This is a genomic window from Brevundimonas sp. NPDC046655 (assembly GCF_044901625.1).
Classification (GTDB): Bacteria; Pseudomonadota; Alphaproteobacteria; order Caulobacterales; family Caulobacteraceae; genus Brevundimonas.
In genome coordinates this window covers 807,012-825,239 of the sequence record NZ_JBJDPV010000001.1, presented here as the reverse complement: position 1 = coordinate 825,239, position 18,228 = coordinate 807,012, and the positions used below count along the sequence as shown (strand labels likewise).

27 protein-coding genes are annotated in these 18,228 nt (G+C 68.4%); 19 read left to right on the top strand and 8 right to left on the bottom strand.

The features are described 5' to 3' along the window. The first annotated feature begins 12 nt into the window (after positions 1–12). On the top strand, positions 13–918 hold the full coding sequence (locus ACI2KI_RS04070; protein ID WP_292083098.1) for a manganese catalase family protein: 906 nt from the start codon (positions 13–15) through the stop codon (positions 916–918). Here the strand turns inward: ACI2KI_RS04070 and ACI2KI_RS04065 are convergent. Together ACI2KI_RS04065 and ACI2KI_RS04060 are read right to left on the bottom strand one after the other, a co-directional pair. Further along, on the bottom strand, positions 851–1,216 hold the full coding sequence (locus ACI2KI_RS04065; RefSeq protein ID WP_404618926.1) for a histidine phosphatase family protein: 366 nt from the start codon (positions 1,214–1,216) through the stop codon (positions 851–853). The genes ACI2KI_RS04070 and ACI2KI_RS04065 overlap by 68 nt on opposite strands. A 133-nt stretch (positions 1,217–1,349) precedes the next feature. Continuing rightward, positions 1,350–1,553, bottom strand: a complete 204-nt coding sequence (locus ACI2KI_RS04060) for a hypothetical protein (protein WP_292083097.1) — start codon at positions 1,551–1,553, stop codon at positions 1,350–1,352. Positions 1,554–2,058: 505 nt separating this feature from the next. On the opposite strand from ACI2KI_RS04060, the gene ACI2KI_RS04055 reads away from it, so the two are divergent. Both ACI2KI_RS04055 and ACI2KI_RS04050 read left to right on the top strand, forming a co-directional pair. Beyond that, positions 2,059–2,307: a hypothetical protein gene (locus ACI2KI_RS04055; protein ID WP_292083095.1), complete on the top strand. Its 249-nt coding sequence runs from the start codon at positions 2,059–2,061 to the stop codon at positions 2,305–2,307. A gap of 36 nt (positions 2,308–2,343) precedes the next feature. Then, positions 2,344–3,072: a DUF72 domain-containing protein gene (locus ACI2KI_RS04050; protein WP_404617942.1), complete on the top strand. Its 729-nt coding sequence runs from the start codon at positions 2,344–2,346 to the stop codon at positions 3,070–3,072. Here the strand turns inward: ACI2KI_RS04050 and ACI2KI_RS04045 are convergent. Further along, positions 3,069–3,725 (bottom strand): DUF6766 family protein, encoded by a 657-nt coding sequence (locus tag ACI2KI_RS04045; protein WP_404617940.1) that lies wholly within the window; start codon positions 3,723–3,725, stop codon positions 3,069–3,071. The genes ACI2KI_RS04050 and ACI2KI_RS04045 overlap by 4 nt on opposite strands. 153 nt (positions 3,726–3,878) lie before the next feature. Between ACI2KI_RS04045 and ACI2KI_RS04040 the strand changes: the two genes are divergently transcribed. The 5 genes from ACI2KI_RS04040 (at position 3,879) to ACI2KI_RS04020 (ending at position 7,221) form a co-directional block, all read left to right on the top strand. Then, on the top strand, positions 3,879–4,094 hold the full coding sequence (locus ACI2KI_RS04040) for a hypothetical protein (RefSeq protein WP_404617938.1): 216 nt from the start codon (positions 3,879–3,881) through the stop codon (positions 4,092–4,094). A 293-nt stretch (positions 4,095–4,387) separates the two neighbouring features. Then, positions 4,388–4,975: a DUF4142 domain-containing protein gene (locus tag ACI2KI_RS04035; protein ID WP_404617936.1), complete on the top strand. Its 588-nt coding sequence runs from the start codon at positions 4,388–4,390 to the stop codon at positions 4,973–4,975. A 5-nt stretch (positions 4,976–4,980) separates the two neighbouring features. Continuing rightward, positions 4,981–5,439: a hypothetical protein gene (locus tag ACI2KI_RS04030; RefSeq protein WP_404617934.1), complete on the top strand. Its 459-nt coding sequence runs from the start codon at positions 4,981–4,983 to the stop codon at positions 5,437–5,439. A 42-nt stretch (positions 5,440–5,481) separates the two neighbouring features. Further along, positions 5,482–6,030, top strand: a complete 549-nt coding sequence (locus ACI2KI_RS04025; RefSeq protein WP_404617932.1) for an SRPBCC family protein — start codon at positions 5,482–5,484, stop codon at positions 6,028–6,030. Positions 6,031–6,048: 18 nt separating this feature from the next. Beyond that, positions 6,049–7,221 (top strand): zinc-dependent alcohol dehydrogenase, encoded by a 1,173-nt coding sequence (locus ACI2KI_RS04020; protein WP_404617930.1) that lies wholly within the window; start codon positions 6,049–6,051, stop codon positions 7,219–7,221. Between the two features lie 188 nt (positions 7,222–7,409). Here the strand turns inward: ACI2KI_RS04020 and ACI2KI_RS04015 are convergent, their stop codons facing one another. Continuing rightward, entirely contained in the window at positions 7,410–7,652 is a 243-nt protein-coding gene (locus ACI2KI_RS04015) for a hypothetical protein (RefSeq protein WP_404617928.1), read from the bottom strand. Between the two features lie 260 nt (positions 7,653–7,912). On the opposite strand from ACI2KI_RS04015, the gene dinB reads away from it, so the two are divergent. Beyond that, positions 7,913–8,989, top strand: a complete 1,077-nt coding sequence (gene dinB, locus ACI2KI_RS04010) for a DNA polymerase IV (RefSeq protein WP_404617926.1) — start codon at positions 7,913–7,915, stop codon at positions 8,987–8,989. Positions 8,990–8,994: 5 nt separating this feature from the next. Continuing rightward, the gene (locus ACI2KI_RS04005; RefSeq protein ID WP_404617924.1) at positions 8,995–9,564 is read left to right on the top strand and encodes an alpha-ketoglutarate-dependent dioxygenase AlkB; all 570 of its coding nucleotides are present in this window, start codon (positions 8,995–8,997) and stop codon (positions 9,562–9,564) included. A gap of 9 nt (positions 9,565–9,573) precedes the next feature. On the opposite strand, the gene ACI2KI_RS04000 is transcribed toward ACI2KI_RS04005, so the two are convergent. Together ACI2KI_RS04000 and ACI2KI_RS03995 are read right to left on the bottom strand one after the other, a co-directional pair. Beyond that, positions 9,574–10,770 (bottom strand): DUF6880 family protein, encoded by a 1,197-nt coding sequence (locus tag ACI2KI_RS04000; protein WP_404617922.1) that lies wholly within the window; start codon positions 10,768–10,770, stop codon positions 9,574–9,576. Positions 10,771–10,941: 171 nt separating this feature from the next. Then, positions 10,942–12,732, bottom strand: a complete 1,791-nt coding sequence (locus ACI2KI_RS03995) for a response regulator (protein ID WP_404617920.1) — start codon at positions 12,730–12,732, stop codon at positions 10,942–10,944. Between the two features lie 308 nt (positions 12,733–13,040). Between ACI2KI_RS03995 and ACI2KI_RS03990 the strand changes: the two genes are divergently transcribed. From ACI2KI_RS03990 to ACI2KI_RS03970, 5 genes are all read left to right on the top strand, one after another. After that, positions 13,041–13,253 (top strand): hypothetical protein, encoded by a 213-nt coding sequence (locus tag ACI2KI_RS03990; RefSeq protein WP_300195012.1) that lies wholly within the window; start codon positions 13,041–13,043, stop codon positions 13,251–13,253. A 1,076-nt stretch (positions 13,254–14,329) separates the two neighbouring features. Continuing rightward, positions 14,330–14,926: a JAB domain-containing protein gene (locus ACI2KI_RS03985; RefSeq protein WP_404617917.1), complete on the top strand. Its 597-nt coding sequence runs from the start codon at positions 14,330–14,332 to the stop codon at positions 14,924–14,926. Then, the gene (locus ACI2KI_RS03980) at positions 14,923–15,198 is read left to right on the top strand and encodes a hypothetical protein (RefSeq protein WP_404617915.1); all 276 of its coding nucleotides are present in this window, start codon (positions 14,923–14,925) and stop codon (positions 15,196–15,198) included. Before ACI2KI_RS03985 ends, ACI2KI_RS03980 begins: the two co-directional genes overlap by 4 nt. Further along, a complete protein-coding gene (locus ACI2KI_RS03975; protein ID WP_404617913.1) occupies positions 15,191–15,583 on the top strand; it encodes a helix-turn-helix transcriptional regulator in 393 nt (130 codons plus the stop codon). Before ACI2KI_RS03980 ends, ACI2KI_RS03975 begins: the two co-directional genes overlap by 8 nt. A gap of 122 nt (positions 15,584–15,705) precedes the next feature. Then, on the top strand, positions 15,706–15,954 hold the full coding sequence (locus ACI2KI_RS03970) for a hypothetical protein (RefSeq protein ID WP_404617911.1): 249 nt from the start codon (positions 15,706–15,708) through the stop codon (positions 15,952–15,954). Here the strand turns inward: ACI2KI_RS03970 and ACI2KI_RS03965 are convergent, their stop codons facing one another. Both ACI2KI_RS03965 and ACI2KI_RS03960 read right to left on the bottom strand, forming a co-directional pair. Then, positions 15,955–16,224, bottom strand: a complete 270-nt coding sequence (locus tag ACI2KI_RS03965) for a hypothetical protein (RefSeq protein ID WP_404617909.1) — start codon at positions 16,222–16,224, stop codon at positions 15,955–15,957. It abuts the gene before it with no gap. Positions 16,225–16,245: 21 nt separating this feature from the next. Continuing rightward, the gene (locus tag ACI2KI_RS03960; protein ID WP_404617907.1) at positions 16,246–16,482 is read right to left on the bottom strand and encodes a DUF378 domain-containing protein; all 237 of its coding nucleotides are present in this window, start codon (positions 16,480–16,482) and stop codon (positions 16,246–16,248) included. Between the two features lie 207 nt (positions 16,483–16,689). Here ACI2KI_RS03960 and ACI2KI_RS03955 point away from each other — a divergent pair, with 207 nt between their 5' ends. From ACI2KI_RS03955 to ACI2KI_RS03940, 4 genes are all read left to right on the top strand, one after another. Then, entirely contained in the window at positions 16,690–16,941 is a 252-nt protein-coding gene (locus ACI2KI_RS03955) for a hypothetical protein (RefSeq protein WP_292083069.1), read from the top strand. A 32-nt stretch (positions 16,942–16,973) separates the two neighbouring features. Continuing rightward, positions 16,974–17,246 (top strand): hypothetical protein, encoded by a 273-nt coding sequence (locus ACI2KI_RS03950; protein WP_292083068.1) that lies wholly within the window; start codon positions 16,974–16,976, stop codon positions 17,244–17,246. Between the two features lie 75 nt (positions 17,247–17,321). Beyond that, positions 17,322–17,675, top strand: coding sequence for a hypothetical protein (locus ACI2KI_RS03945; RefSeq protein WP_404617905.1), 354 nt, complete (start codon positions 17,322–17,324; stop codon positions 17,673–17,675). A gap of 7 nt (positions 17,676–17,682) precedes the next feature. Continuing rightward, the gene (locus tag ACI2KI_RS03940) at positions 17,683–18,213 is read left to right on the top strand and encodes a DUF6894 family protein (RefSeq protein WP_404617903.1); all 531 of its coding nucleotides are present in this window, start codon (positions 17,683–17,685) and stop codon (positions 18,211–18,213) included. The last annotated feature ends 15 nt before the right edge of the window (positions 18,214–18,228 follow it).

Below are 18,228 nucleotides of genomic sequence, written 5' to 3'. Positions count from 1 at the left end.
GATGACGACATCATGTTCATGCATAACAAGAAGCTGATGTATACGGTTCGGGTCGCCGAACCCAACCCGGCCCTCGCCACGCTGATGCTCGAACAGTTCGGCGGACCCCAGGGGGAACTGGCGGCCGCCATGCGCTACTTCACTCAGGGGCTGGCCGACGAGGACGTCGGTCGTCGCGACATGCTGATGGACATCGCCACGGAGGAACTGAGCCACCTGGAGATCATCGGCTCGATCGTCGCCATGCTCAACCGCGGGGCTAAGGGAAGGCTCGCCGAGGCCGCCGAGGAGGAAGCGGACCTTTACGCCGGCATGACCTCAGGCGGCGAAAGCCACACCATGTCCATCCTCTATGGGGGCGGCACGGCTCTGATCAACTCCGCCGGCGTGCCCTGGACGGCGGCCTATATCGACTCCATCGGCGATCCGGCCTGCGATCTGCGCTCCAATATCGCGGCCGAGTCCCGGGCCAAGATCGTCTATGAGCGGTTGATCAACGTCACCGACGATCCGGGGATCAAGGACGCCCTGACCTTCCTGATGACGCGCGAAGTGGCCCACCAGAAGTCCTTCGAGAAGGCCCTCTACGCCATCCCCGCCAACTTCCCGCCCGGCAAGCTTCCGGGCCATCCGGACTTCGCCGACAAATACTACAACATGTCCCAGGGGGAGGGCGATGCGAGAGGGGCCTGGAACGAAGGCGAGCAGTGGGAGGTCGTCGATGATCGCGACGCCCAGGCGGCGGTGGACGGCGGCGCGGGGGACGCCTCGGTCAAGCTGTCGGCGGCCGACAAGAAGACGGTGCAGGCCTTTGCGGCCCGCACCCGGTCCGACCCTTCGGCCGATCCGATCACCGGAGCCGATCTCGGCGCCGGCCCGGGAGCCGGGCGAACCACGCCCCTGGAAGCCCAGTCCTGATTGCGGATCCAGGCGTGCTGCGGGGCGCCCTCGCCAGGGGCCTCGCGGAGGCCTCAGACCGGCCGCCCGCCGCGCGCAAGGTCTCGGCGGTCTCAAGGGAGCGACGACAGGGTGAAGCCAGCACGACTTCGGGGCGTTCGTGAGCGGGAAGGTTCGCGAACCAGGTTTCGGGGGCGCGGGCCTGCACAAGGCCTTGGGGACTCAGCGGTACGTCCGCGTCCCGCATTTCAAGCTGGATGCGATCATGGCCGGCGGCCTCAACCGCGACATCGCCGACGCCTTGCCCGTGGCGAACCAGCCAGAGGGCTGCGGATCAGCGGGACCGGTCAGCCCTCGTGGCCGGTGTCGCCTTGGGGGGAGATCGGCGAGCCTGAACCTCGGCCGCCGCATCTCGCCCGCTCGTGGAGGAGCGCCGGTGCGGCTCGACGGTCTCAGGCCGCCTCGGCCAGCGCAGGGACGGCCGGGGCGGACTGGACGACGTCCTGACCGCATTTGTTCGGAAGAGGGTCCGGCGCAACCGGTTCCGGGCGCTTAGCCGGAGCCGCCGCAGGGCAGGGCGGCGACGTGAAGACATAGAAGCCGCGGTCGGCCATGGCGGCGAAGAAGTCCTGATCGTAGACGCGATCCGCAAACATCGAAGCTGACAGTCTCCCTTCTGTTCATCGGGAGGGCGTAACGAGACCCATGCGGCGGCGTTCCATGGGTCCGGCTTCCGACTCTTTGAGCGCGAACCTCAATCGCCTGCAGCTCGCTCAAGGGGCGCCTCGGCGCCCGTCATTCGCGGGTCGGGTCGCTTTTCCTGATTTCTCAGAAACCCGGTCAATGCCGTGGCGAGGTAGACAAGAGCCAGGAGCAGAAGGAGGAGGCCTCCGAACTGCAGGAGCCGCCGGGGGTTACGCAGGACTGGCGGCTTGTCGGCGGATTTCATCGGAGCGCCTTCCTTCTGGCCGGGTGTTCGTGGGTTCAAGCGCCCGGAGCCCTCGCCTGTTCCCGGGGGAGCCGCTGTCTCGCCGATCCGCCGTTTCGAGGACGCCTCCGGAACGCGTGGGCCGCCGAAGCGCTACCCGGGAGCAGCGAGCCGCCGGACGCCCTCGTCCTTCGCGGTCGTACAGACAATCCCGAGCCAGGTGAGGAATGGACATGAAATTCTATGAGATCGTCGTCGCCGACGCCCATGGCGCCGAGCGCAAGCTGAGGGTGCCTTCTCCGACGGACGCCCAGGCGGCGGACGCCGCCGCCCCGCTGTTGAACAGCGGGGACTCCATTCTTTCGATCCGCGAGACGCCCGACGACGGCCTTCAAAGAACCGATGGTCCGCCCCCCAAGACCCAGGCGGAGGAGCTCGCGCCGACCACGCCCGGCATGGCGGCCCGTCGCGATGCTTCGTGATCCATGCAGGCCGTCCCGGCGGAGACCCCCGGTGAGATGAAGCTTCGCGTCGGCACGGCGGGCTGGGCCATACCGGCCGGGGTGAGAGACCGGTTTCCTGTCGAGGGGAGCGGGCTCGAACACTACGCCGGCCGACTCGGCGCCGTGGAGATCAACTCCACCTTCTACCGCCGCCACCGGGTCTCGACCTTTGAGCGCTGGGCCGCCGCCACGCCGCCGGATTTTCGTTTCGCCGTCAAGGCGCCGCGCGAGATGACGCACCGTCGCAAGCTGGAGAACTGCGGAGACCTGCTCGCGGACCTGGCCGCCGATCTCAGGGGGCTCGGCGACCGCCTTGGGCCGGTCCTGATCCAGACGCCGCCCGGCCTGGCCTTTGACGAGACCCGGACAGGTTCCTTCCTGCACGCCTGCCGCGCCCTACTCGAGACGCCTATCGTTCTGGAGCCGCGCCATCCTTCCTGGTTCACGGCCTCGGCGGATGACTGGCTCGCCTCGCGCCAGGTCGCGCGCGTCGCGGCCGATCCGGAGCCGGCGCCGGGCGCGGGCTGGCCTGGCGGCGCCGCAGGCATGGTCTATTTTCGTCTTCACGGCAGTCCGGACATGTGTCGCTCGGCCTACGGGGGCGAGCGGCTCAAGGCCATCCTGCAAAGGGTCATGGCGGCGGGCGCCGCCGGGGCCGAGCGCTGGGTCGTCTTCGACAACACCGCCTCGGGCGAGGCCGCCGCGGACGCGCTGGCGCTCGCTGCTCTGGCGGGCGCCGCCTAGTCGCCGGTGTGGTCGTGGGGGGCGGCGACCGGCTTGGATTCGGGCGACTCGCGCTGCCTCAGGAAGATCGACAGGACCACCAGCACCGCCGTGGACAGGAACTCGCTCTGCCAGTTCTGGAAGGACTCGAACCAGAGCTGCGGGTCGGCGAGATAGGCGAGGGCGCCCTTCGCGGCTTCTCCATGCTGCAGCGCCTCTTCGCCGGCCGCTCGCGCGCTCTGGGTCCAGTGGACGAGGAAGGAGAGGAGGAAAAGCAGGATCAGCGCCAGACCCAGGGAACGTGCGTAGACCGCGCGTGAGAAGGCGCCCCAGCGCAGCGGCGCGGGCGCGCCCGGCCTTCGGGCCTGGGCCGCCAGGTCGGCATCCCGCGGCGGAGCCTCGGGGTCCCGGGATTCGGACGAGCCCTTCTGGATCAGGAAGGCCGTGAGGACCACATAGGCCGCCATCTGCAGGAACTCGCTCTCCCAGTTTTCGAAGACCGTCGACAGGAAGGGGGCGCTTCCCAGGTATGCCATCAGCGTGCCGCCGTCCTGGCCGTGTCGCAGGGCCTCCGTCGTCTCCACGCGCCAGCCCGCCAGGGCGTGGCCCAGGATGCTGAGGGCGAAGAAGAGCGCCAGGACGAGGGTCAGGCTGTTGTCTCGCAAGAAGCGCATGGGGCCTCCGGTTCCTCCGTGAAAGACGTCGCTTGACGGCCAGGGCTCCTCTGACGCGCCAAGCGCCGCAAGGGCTCCCTGTGTCGGGTAGAGGGCGTGTGAAACGGACCTCTGCGACAGGGATTGCCCTGTCTCACCGCAAGGACGCCCCTCATGAACGCCCAGCAGTCCGGAGCGCTTTCGCTCGCCTCCATCGCCCTCAACCTGACCCTGCTCGACACCCTCGTGGAGAAGGGACTTCTCGACCAGGAGGAGGTTCGGCGCCTCTTGCTCCAGGCGGACGACAAGGTCGGGGAGAGCCCGTCCATGGAGGTCACCCGGGGCTTTCTCGCCGGTCTCCGTCGTGATCTGGGGCTAGACGAAGCCTAGGAGCCCCGCCGCCGCTCGAACGGGGCGACGGGGCGAGCGCAGGCTTCGCCTTGGCGCTCTCGGCGGACCGAGACCCCCAGCGCTCGGCCGGCAGGGTTCCAACGGAGACGCCCCTTCGCAGGTTCCGGCGGGGCGCAGGCGGCCCGGATGGGCCTTGTGTCGCCTTTCCGACAGTGTCGGGCAACCCCGCTGCGCGGGGCTCGCAGGGGCCTCGTCGTGACCGGTAGCGGTCGCTGGAAACCCCCCGGCCCGACGCGCGCTTCGTCTGTCACATCCACAAGGAGCTCATGACCATGCGACACGCCCCGACCCTCGCCGCCGCCGCCGCCGCCGCCGCGCTTCTGTCCGCATGCAGCCCGCAGGGCGGAAACGAAGCGGTCGACAAGGCCCAGGACGCGGTCTCCGCACCCGTCGGCCAGACCTCGGCCGCGACCATGGGGAGCAACCTCGTCAGCGCCTATGTGCCCGGCGCGGCCATGGGAGATATGTACGAGATCCAGGCGGCCGACATCGCCCTGGAGCGCGCCAAGCGGGCCGACGTCAAGGCCCTGGCCCAGATGATCAAGACCGATCACGCCGCCGCCGCCGCCGCCCTCAAGACGGCCGCCGCCTCCGCGGCTCCGGATGTCGAGCCGCCCGCCGAGCTGGACCAGCGTCGCAAGGGCCTGCTGGACAATCTGAGATCGGCGGGCGTGGCGGACTTCGACAAGGTCTATATCGACCAGCAGGTGGCGGCCCACCAGGAGGCCGTGACCCTCCATCGCGGATTCGCCGACAATACGGATGCGCCGGCCCTGGCCACCCACGCACGGACCGTCCTGCCGAAGATCGAGGCTCACCTGCAGAAGGCCCAGGAGATCCAGGCCGCGATTTCCGGCTAGGCGACATGGCGCCCAGGCTGAAGGTCTTTGAATGGTCGGACGGGTTTCACCGTTTCACGGTGGCGGCCCCGTCCCGGCCCAAGGCCCTGGCCGCCTGGGGCATTCAGCAGGACATCTTCGCTTCCGGGCTCGCCAGGGAGGCGCCCGAAGCCGAGGACGCCGAAGCGGCGCGGGCGCGCCCTGGTGAGGTCGTCGAGCGGGGGCTGGCGGTTGATGTCGGCCAGGCCGGTCCCCGGGCGGCGCGGCGGAAGGCGCGCAAGCGACCGACCGCGGCGGAGCAGCGTCGGGTTCGGAGCCTTGAGAACGAACTGGAGGCGCTTGATCGGGCTCACGCCGACAGCGCGGAGGCTGTTCGCGTCGAGATGAAAAACCTTGAAGCGCGGGCCGCCGATGAGAAGGCGCAGTTTGACCAGACACGGACCAGGCTTGTTCGCGAGCTGGCCAAGGCGCGCGAGAAACTATGATTGGCGGAGGCGGCCGCGCCTCCCCGGAACCGGAGAGAACCCATGCAGACGCAGCCGACAAGCACTGACGCGGACATGGCGTCGACAGGCTTCCTGAACCACGACGTCCATGACGGGGATCACGCTTCCTCGTCCATCCAGGCCGTCATGATCAACCGGCCCCGATCGGAGCTCTACGCCTTCTGGCGAGAGTTCCGGAACCTTCCTCTTTTCATGGCCAATGTCCGGTCCGTCAGCAGCGACGGACGCGACTGGGTCATAGCCGGGCCCGGCGGCATGGATGTCGAACTGGAAACCGAGATCGTCGAAGACCGGCCGGGCGAGAAGATCGCCTGGCGGTCCACGGAGGCGGCGGACGTCGATCACGAGGGCTGGGTCGAGTTTCGCGACAACGCCTTCGGGCGAGGGACCGAGGTCCGCGTCATGATCAGCTATGACCCGCCCGCCGGCGCCGTGGGGAAGCTGGTGGCCAAGGTGATGCAGCGCGAACCGCGCATCCAGGCCCGACGCGAGCTTCGCCGCTTCAAACAGCTGATGGAGACGGGGGAGGTTGCCACCTCCCAGGCTCCCGCCGCCGCGCCCCGCGGCTGAACCTCAAGGACGAATTCCATGCGCGCACTGACCTGGCACGGCAAACACGATGTCCGGGTGGACACGGTCCCCGATCCCGAGATCGTCAATCCCCGCGACGCCATCATCAGGATCACCGCCACCGCCATCTGCGGCTCGGACCTCCACCTCTATGACAGCGTCATCCCCGGCATGCACCGCGGCGACATCCTCGGCCACGAGTTCATGGGCGAGGTGGTCGAGGTGGGGCGCGGAAACACCAGCCTGCGGGTCGGACAGAAGGTGGTGGTCCCCTTCGTCATCGCCTGCGGCCAGTGCTTCTTCTGCGGAAAGGAGCAGTATTCCGCCTGCGACAACTCCAATCCGGCCGACAAGTCCGACGCCTCCGAGGTCGCCTACGGCTACCCGGCGGCGGGGCTGTTCGGCTATTCGCACCTGACCGGCGGCTATGCGGGCGGGCAGGCGGAGTACGCCCGCATTCCCTATTCGGACGTCGGACCTATCGTCGTGCCTGACGGCATCGAGGACGAGAGGGTGCTCTTCCTGTCTGACATCTTCCCGACCGGCTGGATGGCGGCGGAAAACGCCGGGATCGAGCCGGGCGACACGGTGGTGGTCTGGGGTTGCGGCCCGGTCGGCCTGTTCACCATCAAGAGCGCCATCCACATGGGCGCGGCGCGGGTGATCGCCATCGACCATCATCCGCGTCGCCTCGCCCTGGCGAAGCAGAACGGGGCCGAGGTGCTCAACTATCACGAGGTCAAGGTGCTGGAGGCGCTCAAGGAGATGACGGCGGGCATCGGACCCGACGCCTGCATCGACGCCGTGGGCATGGAGGCGCATGGTTTCGCGCCGGACAACATCATCGACGCCGTCAAGCAGGAGACGAAACTGGGCACGGACCGCCAGCACGTCCTGCGCGAGGCCATCATGGCCTGCCGCAAGGGCGGGCGCATCTCCATGCCGGGGGTCTACGGGGGGATCGGCGACAAGCTGCCGATCGGCGCCTTCATGCAGAAGGGACTGACCCTGAAGACCGGCCAGACCCATGTGCAGAAATACCTGCCGAAACTGCTGGAGCTGGTGATGGACGGCCAGATCGACACCACAGACCTGATCAGCCATCGCCTTCCGCTCGAGGAGGCGGCGACCGCCTACCGGAACTTCCACGACAATCCCAACGAATGGACCAAGGTCGTCCTGAAACCGTGAGCTTGCTTTCGGACACACGTCGCGTCCCCGACCATGCCCAGAGATCAGACGAAGGCCCGTCTCCGGGGAGACGGGCCTCGATGGCGGAACCTCGCGGCTCGACGCGGTGGGTTGAAGACGGACGGTCAGACTAGTCCGGACCCAGGCGACGGGCCCAGCGGGCTTCGTCGCTCGGGGGACCGACCGGTCTAGTGGCGATTGTCGCGTTCATGCCGCTTCTCCTCGCTGGACGCCTGCCGCGTCGATCGCGCCTCGGTCGAATGGCCCTTGTGCACATCGCCTTCGCCTCCGCCGCCCGAGACCTGGCTGCGAGGCGACAGATGATCCGGGTCTTCGGCGTCCTTCACCACGGGGTCGGGCTGCGGCGCCTGCCGGTTCTGGTGGCTTGATCCCGGGCCGCCCCAGCGGTCGGCGTCCTTGTCTCGGTCCATCGAAGCGTCTCCCATTGTTGATCCAGCCTGTCGAACAGCCGGCAGGAGGCTGCGTTCCTACTGTCCGGCAGCGGGCGCAATCAGCCTTTTTGGAACCCGTCCCGGACATGCGTGGGGGCTCCGGCGCGGGGCCGGCGAGGAATGCGGCGGCTGCGAACAGCGGGTGGGACCGTATCCTGGCATGGCGCCTGATGTTGATAACGCCATTGTCAGGCGGGGAGGCGGTTCCTGATTTGTTCTCTTTCTGCTAGGCGTGGCGCATGGACGTCGCCTCGCCTCGCAAGATCATCCATGTGGACATGGACGCCTTCTTCGCCTCGGTGGAGCAGAGGGACGATCCCGCCCTGCGCGGTCGTCCCGTCGCCGTAGGCCACGCCGCTTCGCGCGGCGTGGTCGCCGCAGCCAGCTATGAGGCGCGTCGCTTCGGGGTGCGCTCGGCCATGCCCTCGAGCACCGCCTTGCGGAAGTGCCCGGAACTGATCTTCACGCCGCCGCGGTTCGAGGTCTATCGGGCGGTATCGGCGCGGATCCACGCCATCTTCGCCGACTATACGCGCCTGATTGAACCCCTGTCCCTGGACGAGGCCTATCTCGACGTCACCGCCAATACCCGGGGACTGCCGACGGCGTCGGCGACGGCCGAGGAGATCCGCGCGCGCATCCTTGAGGAGACCGGCCTGACGGCGTCCGCCGGGATTTCCTACAACAAGTTCCTGGCCAAGCTGGCCTCTGACCAGCGCAAGCCCAATGGCCAGTTCGTGGTCCCGCCGGGGAGAGGGGAGGCCTTCGTCGAGGGCCTGCCGGTCAAGCGTTTCCATGGCGTCGGGCCGGTGACGGCGGAGAAGATGAACCGCCTGGGCATCGAGACGGGCGCGGACCTGAAGCGTCAGTCCCTGGCCTTCCTCCAGCATCACTTCGGCAAGTCCGGCGCCTGGTATCATGGCGTGGCGCGGGGAGAGGATCAGCGCCCGGTCAATCCGGATCGCGAGCGCAAGTCGAGCGGATCGGAAACCACCTTCGCCAGCGATCTCGTCGATCCGGCGGCGATCGAGGCCGGGCTGGACGAGATGGCTGACGATGTCTGGGCCTGGTGCGAAAAGGCCGGCTCGCTTGGCCGGACCGTGACGGTGAAGGTCAAGTGGGCGGACTTCCAGCAATCGACCCGGAGCCGCTCCTTCAATGAGCCGGTCGCCTCGAAGGCGCGGTTGCGCGAGATCGCCCGCCTGCTGGTGCGGTCCCTCTATCCTCCGGCCAGGGGCGTGCGCCTTGTCGGGGTGACCCTGTCCAATCTGGAGAAGGCCTCGCCGAAGCCTGCCTTGGGCGAACTGGCGCTGTGACGGCCATGCTTCAGGCCGATCTGTTCGGCCAAGTGTGCGCGCCTGTCGTTCCGCCGGGCTTTGACTACTGGCCGGAGGTCCTGACCGGGGCGGAGCAGGCGGCGGTGGTCGAGCAACTGCAGGGGCTGGACTTCAGCCCCTATGAGCACATGGGCTACCAGGGCTTCCGGCGGATCGCCGCCTTCGGACGTCGCTACGACCTGGAGCGGGGCCGGCTGGAAGCTGCGGATCCCTGGCCGGCGTTTCTGCAAGACCTGCTGCGACGTCTGACGGGACGGCTCGATCTGGACGAGGCGGCTTTCGTCCAGGCTCTGGTCAATGAATACGCCCCCGGCGCCGGCATCGGCTGGCACCGGGATCGGCCGATTTACGGGGAGATCCTCGGCGTTTCCTTTCTCGCGCCCTGCGTCATGCGCCTGCGCCGGAAAGACGGGCCAGGATGGCGTCGGTCAGCCGCGCCCCTGGCGCCTGGATCGGCCTATCGGCTGTCAGGCGAGTCGCGGAGGGACTGGGAGCATTCGATCTCGCCGATGACGGCCCTGCGCTATTCGATCACCTTCAGGACCCTGGCCTGACCGCAGAGCCTAGCTGGCCAGGATGTCGGCGGCTTCGGGATAACGCTGGGCCAGACGGGAGGCCCAGTCCGCAGACATCGGGCGAGCCTGGCGCGCCTCGCGGGGGCGCGCCAGGACGAGGGCGGCCGCCTCCCTGTGAGCGGGCCAGTCCATCAGAAGACGCATGGCGGCCTCGAAGTCAGGGTGGCTGGAGGCATGGGCGAAGGCGCGGTCCAGGGCCTCGACGTCGTCGAAGTCGGGCAGGCGGGCGAGGTAGTCGCGCAGAACCGGGGCCGCCAGGTCGCGCTCGAACAGGGTCCACCGCAGGTCCTGGGCCTCCTGGCGGTTTCCTTCGGCCTCGAGCACGTCGATGGAGGCGGCTTCCCAGGCCGGGGTCAGACGGGGCGCGCCCTCCTTCGGGTTATGGCCGAAGGTCCAGCGCCGGTTGAGCGGGGAGGGGCGCAAGGGGGCTTCCAGGGCGGCGCGGGCTTCGGCGACGCGGCCGGCGTTCAGGAGGCGGCGGGCGATGTCCGCGGCGATGTCGGGCGAACCGGCCTGTTCGGGGGTGACGAGGGACAGCCAGAGATCGAGGTCCCCGGCCCTGTCCGCGAGGCGGCGCAGCAGGTTCCGGCCTGCCGGGGTCTTCCTGGCCGAGGCGTCCAGGCCGTCCAGCAGCCGGCGCGCCGCGACGGGGCCCAGGGCGTCGCCTGCAGCGGAAATCCAGCGTCCATAGTCCTGCGGACGCCGTTCAAGGGCATCGACCAGATCCTGCAGGGCCTTGTCGCCGCCAGCCTCTGCGAGCGCAAAGAGATCAGGCGCGGCCGCTTCGAAGGCGGCGGGGAGTTCGCCCCGTGTGTCCTTCACGCGGGCGGCCAGGCCCGGATAGAGATCGAACCAGCGGACGAGGACGGCGAGCGCCTCGGCCGGCGCCTCCGGCGACAGACGCTCGACAATCATCCGGAAGTGGGCGTTAAGGTCCTCGATCAGCTCGGCGCGCTTGCGCCATGACACGCGGGTGCGGGCGGCGGCGAGAGCGGTGATGCGCTTGTCGATCTCCAGGGCCAGGACATCAGGCCCCGCCTCGGCCGCCAGTTCGAGACGAAGGCGGCGTTTCAGGTTCGGGTTTCCGGCGCCGGCCTCGATCAGCAGGTCGGCCAGGCGCGGCGCGCCGAGGTGGATGAGGCTGGCGGCTGACAGCCGCGTCGAGAGTCTTGATTGACGCGCCATGAGGTCCTTTGCAAGGAGGGCGAACCTGCCCGAACCCTTATAACATGCTCATCCAGACGCCTGCCGAACGGGAGAGGTCGGGTTCGGCGAGAGGTCTTTTAGCGAGATATCCGTTCCGACGGCTTCATGGCGCCGCCGGGCCCACTGAAGGCCCGCTCTGATGGTCGGCGCTCAGGCGTGGAAAGTCGACCGTTCCGCGGCTGAGTCGCCGGAAGCCTGGACCGCCCGCTCGATGGCCGCGTAGAGGGTTTCGGGTTGCACCGGCTTGCCGACGAAGTCATCCATTCCCGCCGCAGCATATTCTTCCTGCTGATGCTGCAGGGCGTTGGCCGTCAGGGCGAGGATCGGCGTGCGCCGTCGTCCAAGGAAGGTCTCTTCGGCGCGGATTGCGCGCGTGGCGGCGATGCCGTCCATGACGGGCATCTGTACGTCCATGAGGATCACGTCCCAGTGGCGCTGCCGCCAGGCCTCGAGGGCCTCCAGGCCGTTTTCGACAAAATGGCATTGCACATCGACTGGTTCGAGAAGAAGCTCGAGGACCTTGCGATTGATCGGGTGATCCTCCGCCGCCAGGATTTGCAGCGGAACGGGCCGGTCGCCCGGCGGGGTTTCGCAGACGGCGGCCGCAGGCGGGGCGGGTTCCGCCTCTTGCCGAGGCCGCGGCGGGTTGCGTTGTTCGGGCAGCGGGAGGACGACTTCAAACCTCATGCCCGCGTCCGGAAGACGTTCGGCGCGGATGTCGCCCTTCATCAGCGCGACGAGATCGGCGCAGAGTGAAAGGCCCAGACCGGCGCCGCCGTGACGGCGCGTCGGGGACTCGTCGAGCTGCACGAACTTCTGGAAAAGCAGCGCCATCTGATCGGCGGCCACCCCGGGACCAGTGTCGGACACCGCTAGCCGCAAGCCCTGCGGGGCGGGGCGAGCCTCGACCAGTATCCGGCCATGGTCAGTGAATTTGACGGCGTTCGAGATGAGATTGGCCATGATCTGGCGCACCCGCGTTTCATCGCCGACATAGACCTCCGCAAGGTCCGGCGAGGCGGCCAGACGCAGCTCCAAACCCTTGGCCGCCGCCGCGGGTTCGAAGAGGCGGACCAGACGGTCGAGCAGGTCGCGCAGGGCGAAGGGGCGGGAATCCAGAACGAAGTGACCGGCCTCGATCTTGGACAGGTCAAGCATGTCGTTGAGCAGGACCCTGAGCGCTTCGCCGGATTCCAGCAGCAGCAGACTCTGCTCGCGCTCGCGCGGCGGCAGGTCGGCGCCCGCGAGCGCTCGCGCCAGACCCAGGACGCCGTTGAGCGGCGTTCTGATTTCATGGCTCATATTGGCGATGAAGGCGCTCTTGGCCCGGCTGGCCGCTTCCGCCTGACGGCGCGCGGCGACCGCCGCCGCCTCGGCGGCGCGCTGGCGCGCCATGGTCCTGGACAATCCCCTGACGGCGGCCACGGTCGCGGCCGCCAGCAGCATGCCGGCCACCAGGAGCTGCACCGCCGCAAGCGGCGAGTCATAGCTGAGGTAGAGGAAGACCGGCAGGCTCAGGAGCAGTCCGATATGGGGCGCCAGCGCCGCCAGGGCGACAGCGCGCGAGCCGCCGGTCGTCATGGCCCCGTTGATGAGGGCTCCCGAAGCCAGGACCGCGGCGCAGACCAGGCCGAGCGTGTCCAGCGTCATGGCCTGACGCAGGGCGAAGCTGGCGAAGACCAGGTTGCCCGCCAGAACCAGAGCCAGCCCCGGAAACGTCAGACGTCGCCGGAGCCGGGGGGAGGCGCTCCACAGGGCGGTCAGGAAGCGCTCGCCCGCCTGGACGAGAAGATAGGTCCCGGTCCACGCCAGGGCGAAAAGGGAACCCGTCATGGGCCAGAAGACCAGGGCGATCAGCAGGCCGAACCCGATCCGCGTGCGCCACTGCTCCGCGCGCCGCCTCAGGGCCTCTCCAATCCACCGTCGCTCCATAGGGGTCATGCCGGTCTCTCCTGACGGCGAGGATGGTGGGACGGTCTTCGTCAACAAAACGTTCGACGTCTGCGTGAAGCGGAACAGAGCATGGCCCTTGATCATTGCCGCTACGGAGCTGTGATGCGCTCCATCCTTCGGCGGGCGGACGTCGTCGTCGCAAGGCGCGCGGCGTCCGCCATCCGCCGTTGGAAAGTCCCCCGGTTCCCGGTCGGGGGCGCCGCCAATATCGGGACTGGCCCTGTGTCGGGCATCCGACACAGGGAGACGGCGGCCGGCGAGAGCGCTTGACGAAGGAGGGGAGCCGGGAGCGATCCATGTCCTATCTGGTCACCTATGAAGCCGGCGAGAAAGACCTCGCCACCTGCGTGTCCGACGACCGCGCCGCCCTGCGCCTGGCGGCGTTGTTCGAGGCGCAGGGGCTGACAGGCGTGATCATTCAGGACGGGGGAACGGGCGAGGTGTTTTCGCCCGTGGCCTTCCGCCTTCGATGCGGCCAGGGATCACAAGCGACCAGGGGCGTCGACTAGAAGGGGTTTGAGTTGCGCTCATCCAGACCCCGTCTATCGCCAGGTCCCCGGACAGGCGATGGGGCGCTGCGGCGGCGGCCTCGATCCCGCACTCCGGGTGGGCGCCGGCCAGGCCGCTGACGAGAACATGCCGGCGAAGAGGGGATTCTCGCGAACCCTGACGCCGATAAGACCTTTGCCGAGATAGGCCGGCAGATCGCCGTTCCGCGGCCCGGAAGCGGTTCAGGGCTCAGGGGCGGCGCGGGACGGTCATCCATTCGGCGGACGCTCCGCCGACTATTTGGGGCCGGTCTCCTTCGACCGCCGTCGATCAGGCGGCCTCTTGAAGATGTCGCCGACCACCGTCGCGTCCGGGCCGTCCGGACCGGCGCGCCTGCGGGACTCGCGGCCAACGCGCTCTACGGCCTCGTCGGATTCGTCGGCCTCAGGCTTGCCGCCCGGCGTCGCGGCGTTGCGCGCCCGTCCTCGGGATTGATCGGATGTCATGGTCGTGCTCCTGCCCGCCTCCCATACAGACGACCTCCCGACAGGAATGGTTCCTTTCCATGCGCGAGACCCGGCTTGTGTCGGGCGCCGGTCTCAGTGGCCTGGCTCCCGGATATCGTCTGCTGCGACACCTGGTCTCGGAGGCGCTCGTCCGTCTTTCGCGCGATGCCCTGTCTCGCGGACGCGCCTTCTATCGACTTCAGGCGGAGCCGGGCGGGTCGGCCGCGGGCGTTTTCGTCGCCTGGATCGAGGCGCAGGTCCACACCTGCATGGCTAACGCGTTTTCTGCGAATGCGCCTTCGGGACGGTAGCGGCGGGGCGCATTCAAGCCGGGTGGTCCGGTCGATCTCCCCAACATCGGCCTGATCGACGCTGAGGGCGACCTGCATCCGAAGGATCGCAAGTCCGCCATGATCCTCTCCGGCGGCTGACGTCTGCTTGCGACGCTTGCGCCCAGCCCAGGGCGAACAGGTGAACGGGGCGTGCGCCGGGTCTGATCCAGCCCTGAGCCAGGTCAGGCGTCTTGGGACCGGAGGGAAGGAAAGGGCGCTCTGGGGCGCTCCGCTCGGGAGCGCAGGGAGGAATACGCCATGACTTCGCTCGTCGCTTTGGACTGCACCATTCCGGCTACGCCCTATGAGGAGGCGGCGGATCTGGACCTGTTGTCGGCCCTCCTGGAGCGGGACCTGCCGGGTGCGGGGCGGGACGCCGCCGCCGCCCTGATCACCGCCTTCGGGGGCCTGGCGGGGGCGGCAGCCGCGGACGCAGCCGCCCTGGCGCGAGCGGGTCTGCCGCCCGGGGCTGTGGCTAGTTTCGGCAACATCAGGGGCCTGGCCGTGGCCATGGGCCGGGCCGAGGCCTGCAGACGACCCGTCCTCTCGTCCTGGAGCGCGCTCCTGACCTACCTGCGCATCGCTTTGGCCCATGCGCCGCGCGAACAGTTTCGCGCCCTCTACCTCAACAAGCGCAACATCCTGATCCGGGAAGAGCTGCGAGCGGACGGTACTGTCGACCACGCCCCTGTCTTCAATGCGGGGCCCGCGCGGGTGGAGCGTCTGGGGCAGGTTCCGGAAATCCCGGAAACCGAGGCCTACGTAGACCTGGTCCTGTCCTGCTATCTGGCCCTGGCCGCAGGTCGGGATGTCCGGTCCGCCCGGGACTGCCGAAGCCGGCAGAGAAGCCCATGATCCCGGAGCTAGGTCGAGCGGCGCCGGTCGACGGGGCGGAGGATCTTCTGACGCGCAAGGAGGCCTCCGCCTTCCTCGCCGCCCTGGGCGTGCGCCTGAAACCGGCCACCCTGGCACGCCTCTGGTCCATGGGCGGGAACGGGCCGCCATGTCTTCACGTGAGATCGCGTCCCTTTTACCCCCGCGGCCTGTTGCGGGCCTGGGCCCTGGACCAGATTTCCGAAGTCCGCACGTCGGCGCCGGCGGCCGCCCGGGCGCGTCGCCATGGCTGAGGAAGGGATTTCGGGCGAGGAGGGCCCTGCGCCCGAGGGGCGTTTGCTGGTCTGGTCCGAGGTTCGGGCCCTGGTCGGCGTCAGCCGGACCACGGCCTGGCGTCTGCAGCAGACAGGCGGTTTTCCGGCCTCTGTCGCCCTTTCGCCCGGCCGGGTCGGCTGGTGGGAGAGCGAGCTGGAGGCGTGGCGGAAGAACCGCGACAGACGGCGTTGGCGCAGTCCTTCCAGCCCCCGTCTCAAGGGAATGGACCGACGCAGCCGAAAACCCTGTCAGGAGAGCCTGGCTTCGGAGTGTGAGGCGATGAAGCCCAGGGCGACTTCTCGACCCTCGCGAAAGACGCCGAGGTCCGCCGTCCATCCTGATCAGATCGACTTCGGCTTCTGATGCGGCCGCGGCAGGCTGGAACGGCCACAGCCTAGCGGTTATGCGCGGCGGGGCGCGCTCGGCTTCCTGACGGCCGGGCGGCGCCGGCTTGCGTCCGCGCCGGTTTCAAGGTCACTGGCGCCATGGGGAAATATGATCCGCTTCGCGACTACCTGAAAAGACAGAAGGTCGACGCTCTCGAGTTGAGCTTCGCCGAGATCGAGCTCAGGCTGCGCGCCATGCTTCCCAAGGGCGCGAGCCTTCCGCAGTGGTGGGCCGACGAGGCCGAACCGACGCCCCGTGATATTCAGAAGGACGCCTGGCGAGCAGCCGGATTCGACGCCTGTCTCATCCCCGGCAAGGAACGGGTGAGGTTTGTGCGCAGACGCTGATCACCAGGAAGGTTCGGCGCCTGCGGCCGGCAAGAGGGCCTTGCCGAAAGCTTCGCGATCGATGCCGCCGAAGAAGGGGTGTTCGGCCTCCGGCTCACGGGACGTCTCTACCGATCCGACCGAGCGATCGCCGTCGAAGACGTAGCCGGTGCGGCCGCCGAAGCGGAGGGCTCCAGCCTCCTGTATCGCCTGGTCGTCCTCGACGGCCTCCAAGACCTTCATTTCGACGTCATGCCGGTCGTCGCCCTCGATGAAACAGAAGTAGATCATGGTTTCTCCTGGGCGAGCGGTTCAGCGAGCGAAGCGACGGCCGGCTTCAGCGCGGGGTTCATCGATCCGCAGGGCTCGGGCGAAGAGGGCGACCTGCCAGAGACCCGAAAGCCCGACGAGGACGTAGACGCCGCGGGTGATCGCCGAACCGTCGCCGAAGAGGGCGGATACGAGGTTGAAATCGAAGGCGCCGACGAGGCCCCAGTTCACGGCTCCGATGATGATCAGGAGAAGGGTGATGAGATTGACGGCTTTCATGGTCTCTACTCCGTGTGACGTCGATTAATCGGGCCGGGCCCCGCCCTTGTTCCGGCAAGACCGGTATCGGTCACAGACGCAGGCGTTCGCGAAACGCCGAGCCGGCCGGCCGGCCGGGCGGCTCATGGTCCGATCCGCACATATCGAACTCCCGGGCGAGGTCAGGGATTGATGTCGTGGGACCGAACTGGATGGAGACGCAGACCCATGATCACGAACCATGAAACCGACGACACCCGGCACGGCGATCAGCGCGGCCCGCACGCTCCAAAGGCCGGTCATCAGGGCCCGGCCGAGGCGGTCGATAGTCTGGCCGACGACCAGGCGGAAGAACTCCTGATGGACGGTCAGGAGGAGGTGTTTTCCCGAACGGAGATCGAGAGCGGCCGTATCGAACATCATGTCGGCGAGGAGGGAGCCGCCCCCGTGTCGTCTTCCCGACCCAAGTCCGCCGCCTAGGAACCTCGGGCCGGGCCATGGTTTCAGATCCCATGCCCCATCCCCTTCAGGAAAAGGACGCCCAGTGGCGTCGACGCGGCCAGGGCGCCAGGCCGATCTTCGATCCCGGCACGGCGCCGGCGGGCGCCGACGAAGAGGCCGGAGGCGCCCGCTCGTTCGCCCCTTCCGAAGAGGGTCCTGAGACCCCCTTGCCCACGGAGCCTGTGTTCCAGCCGGGAGGCCCGCGTCTCACCCCGACCTTCTGGTACGGATGTGCGGCCGCCATCGGCGTGGTCATGGCCGTGCTCGGTCTCTTGAGCCTTTGAACAGGCGGACCTGAACGAAGTTTCGACTATCGGTCGAGCGGTCCGCGCCCCCTTGCCCATATGAAAAGGACCAACATGCTCCCGAATCCCCATGAAGCCTCGGCCAGGGCCGTGCGGAACAAACGGCCGGTCGAGGCCCAGTACGTGCGCCAGGGCCGAAAAGGGTCGCGGATCATGGCGGTTCTCCTGGGAGGCCTGGTGCTGACGGCTGTCGGCTTCGCCGTGGTCTGGGCCTTCTGGGCGGGGCCTTTCGCCTCCGCTCACGTGGATAACGGCTCCCAGGTCGAAGACGCCGCAGTCTTCCAGGATGAGGCCGGCAGGCGGCTGACGACGGATGCGCCTGTGACGGCCGCCGGCGACTCCGCGCCTTCCCGGACGAACGGGGCGTCGCGCGGCGCATCGGGCGCCGCCGCGACGGCGTCACGCTGACGCCGAGATGCAGAGCTTCCTCTTCGAGTCTGACGCAGGGCCTGACGGCAGGACGTTCAGGTGGCGATCGAGCCTCGCCTCGGTGGACGAGGCCCGGGTGGAGGCGGTGCGCACCCTGGGCGAGCTTCTTCGGGACGACGGCGCCGCCTTCTGGAGTTCGCGGGAGGCGCGGATGACGGTCTCATCCCATCGGGGCGAGATCCTGTTCCAGCTGGTGCTGAGCTCCGCCGGGGCGCCGGCCCTCACGGATGACCAGAGACGCGAGGATCCGGACGCCTGTCGAAGAGCGCTGTGGGAAATGCGCGAGATCGCCGCCGCCGCCGCGCTCCAGGACAGTCCCATGACTGATCAGGAAGCACTGCACACCCTCGCCGCCATAGCGGCCTGGGTGCAGACCGAGGCGCCGGCCGACGGCGCGGCCTGCGGGACTGTGATCGATCTCCTGGTCGATCTCACCGCCGGGATCGATATCGACGCCCTGGACGACGCCCAGGCCATGACGCTGTTTCGCCAGATCGAGAAGAGTCTGGTCGTCTGAGAGTCGTGGATACCG

Coding starts and splice junctions, on each gene's coding strand:
- ACI2KI_RS04060 (WP_292083097.1), bottom strand. CDS start 1,553: ATGTTTGCGGATCGCGTCTACGATCAGGACTTCTTCGCCGCCATGGCC.
- ACI2KI_RS04005 (WP_404617924.1), top strand. CDS start 8,995: ATGCTTCAGGCCGATCTGTTCGGCCAAGTGTGCGCGCCTGTCGTTCCG.
- ACI2KI_RS04040 (WP_404617938.1), top strand. CDS start 3,879: ATGAACGCCCAGCAGTCCGGAGCGCTTTCGCTCGCCTCCATCGCCCTC.
- ACI2KI_RS03945 (WP_404617905.1), top strand. CDS start 17,322: ATGCTCCCGAATCCCCATGAAGCCTCGGCCAGGGCCGTGCGGAACAAA.
- ACI2KI_RS03990 (WP_300195012.1), top strand. CDS start 13,041: ATGTCCTATCTGGTCACCTATGAAGCCGGCGAGAAAGACCTCGCCACC.
- ACI2KI_RS04015 (WP_404617928.1), bottom strand. CDS start 7,652: ATGGACCGAGACAAGGACGCCGACCGCTGGGGCGGCCCGGGATCAAGC.
- ACI2KI_RS03960 (WP_404617907.1), bottom strand. CDS start 16,482: ATGAAAGCCGTCAATCTCATCACCCTTCTCCTGATCATCATCGGAGCC.
- ACI2KI_RS03985 (WP_404617917.1), top strand. CDS start 14,330: ATGACTTCGCTCGTCGCTTTGGACTGCACCATTCCGGCTACGCCCTAT.
- ACI2KI_RS04000 (WP_404617922.1), bottom strand. CDS start 10,770: ATGGCGCGTCAATCAAGACTCTCGACGCGGCTGTCAGCCGCCAGCCTC.
- ACI2KI_RS03955 (WP_292083069.1), top strand. CDS start 16,690: ATGATCACGAACCATGAAACCGACGACACCCGGCACGGCGATCAGCGC.
- ACI2KI_RS04030 (WP_404617934.1), top strand. CDS start 4,981: ATGGCGCCCAGGCTGAAGGTCTTTGAATGGTCGGACGGGTTTCACCGT.
- ACI2KI_RS04025 (WP_404617932.1), top strand. CDS start 5,482: ATGCAGACGCAGCCGACAAGCACTGACGCGGACATGGCGTCGACAGGC.
- ACI2KI_RS03940 (WP_404617903.1), top strand. CDS start 17,683: ATGCAGAGCTTCCTCTTCGAGTCTGACGCAGGGCCTGACGGCAGGACG.
- ACI2KI_RS04055 (WP_292083095.1), top strand. CDS start 2,059: ATGAAATTCTATGAGATCGTCGTCGCCGACGCCCATGGCGCCGAGCGC.
- ACI2KI_RS04050 (WP_404617942.1), top strand. CDS start 2,344: ATGAAGCTTCGCGTCGGCACGGCGGGCTGGGCCATACCGGCCGGGGTG.
- ACI2KI_RS04070 (WP_292083098.1), top strand. CDS start 13: ATGTTCATGCATAACAAGAAGCTGATGTATACGGTTCGGGTCGCCGAA.
- ACI2KI_RS03975 (WP_404617913.1), top strand. CDS start 15,191: ATGGCTGAGGAAGGGATTTCGGGCGAGGAGGGCCCTGCGCCCGAGGGG.
- ACI2KI_RS03995 (WP_404617920.1), bottom strand. CDS start 12,732: ATGACCCCTATGGAGCGACGGTGGATTGGAGAGGCCCTGAGGCGGCGC.
- ACI2KI_RS03980 (WP_404617915.1), top strand. CDS start 14,923: ATGATCCCGGAGCTAGGTCGAGCGGCGCCGGTCGACGGGGCGGAGGAT.
- ACI2KI_RS03965 (WP_404617909.1), bottom strand. CDS start 16,224: ATGATCTACTTCTGTTTCATCGAGGGCGACGACCGGCATGACGTCGAA.
- ACI2KI_RS03970 (WP_404617911.1), top strand. CDS start 15,706: ATGGGGAAATATGATCCGCTTCGCGACTACCTGAAAAGACAGAAGGTC.
- ACI2KI_RS03950 (WP_292083068.1), top strand. CDS start 16,974: ATGCCCCATCCCCTTCAGGAAAAGGACGCCCAGTGGCGTCGACGCGGC.
- ACI2KI_RS04045 (WP_404617940.1), bottom strand. CDS start 3,725: ATGCGCTTCTTGCGAGACAACAGCCTGACCCTCGTCCTGGCGCTCTTC.
- ACI2KI_RS04020 (WP_404617930.1), top strand. CDS start 6,049: ATGCGCGCACTGACCTGGCACGGCAAACACGATGTCCGGGTGGACACG.
- ACI2KI_RS04035 (WP_404617936.1), top strand. CDS start 4,388: ATGCGACACGCCCCGACCCTCGCCGCCGCCGCCGCCGCCGCCGCGCTT.
- dinB (WP_404617926.1), top strand. CDS start 7,913: ATGGACGTCGCCTCGCCTCGCAAGATCATCCATGTGGACATGGACGCC.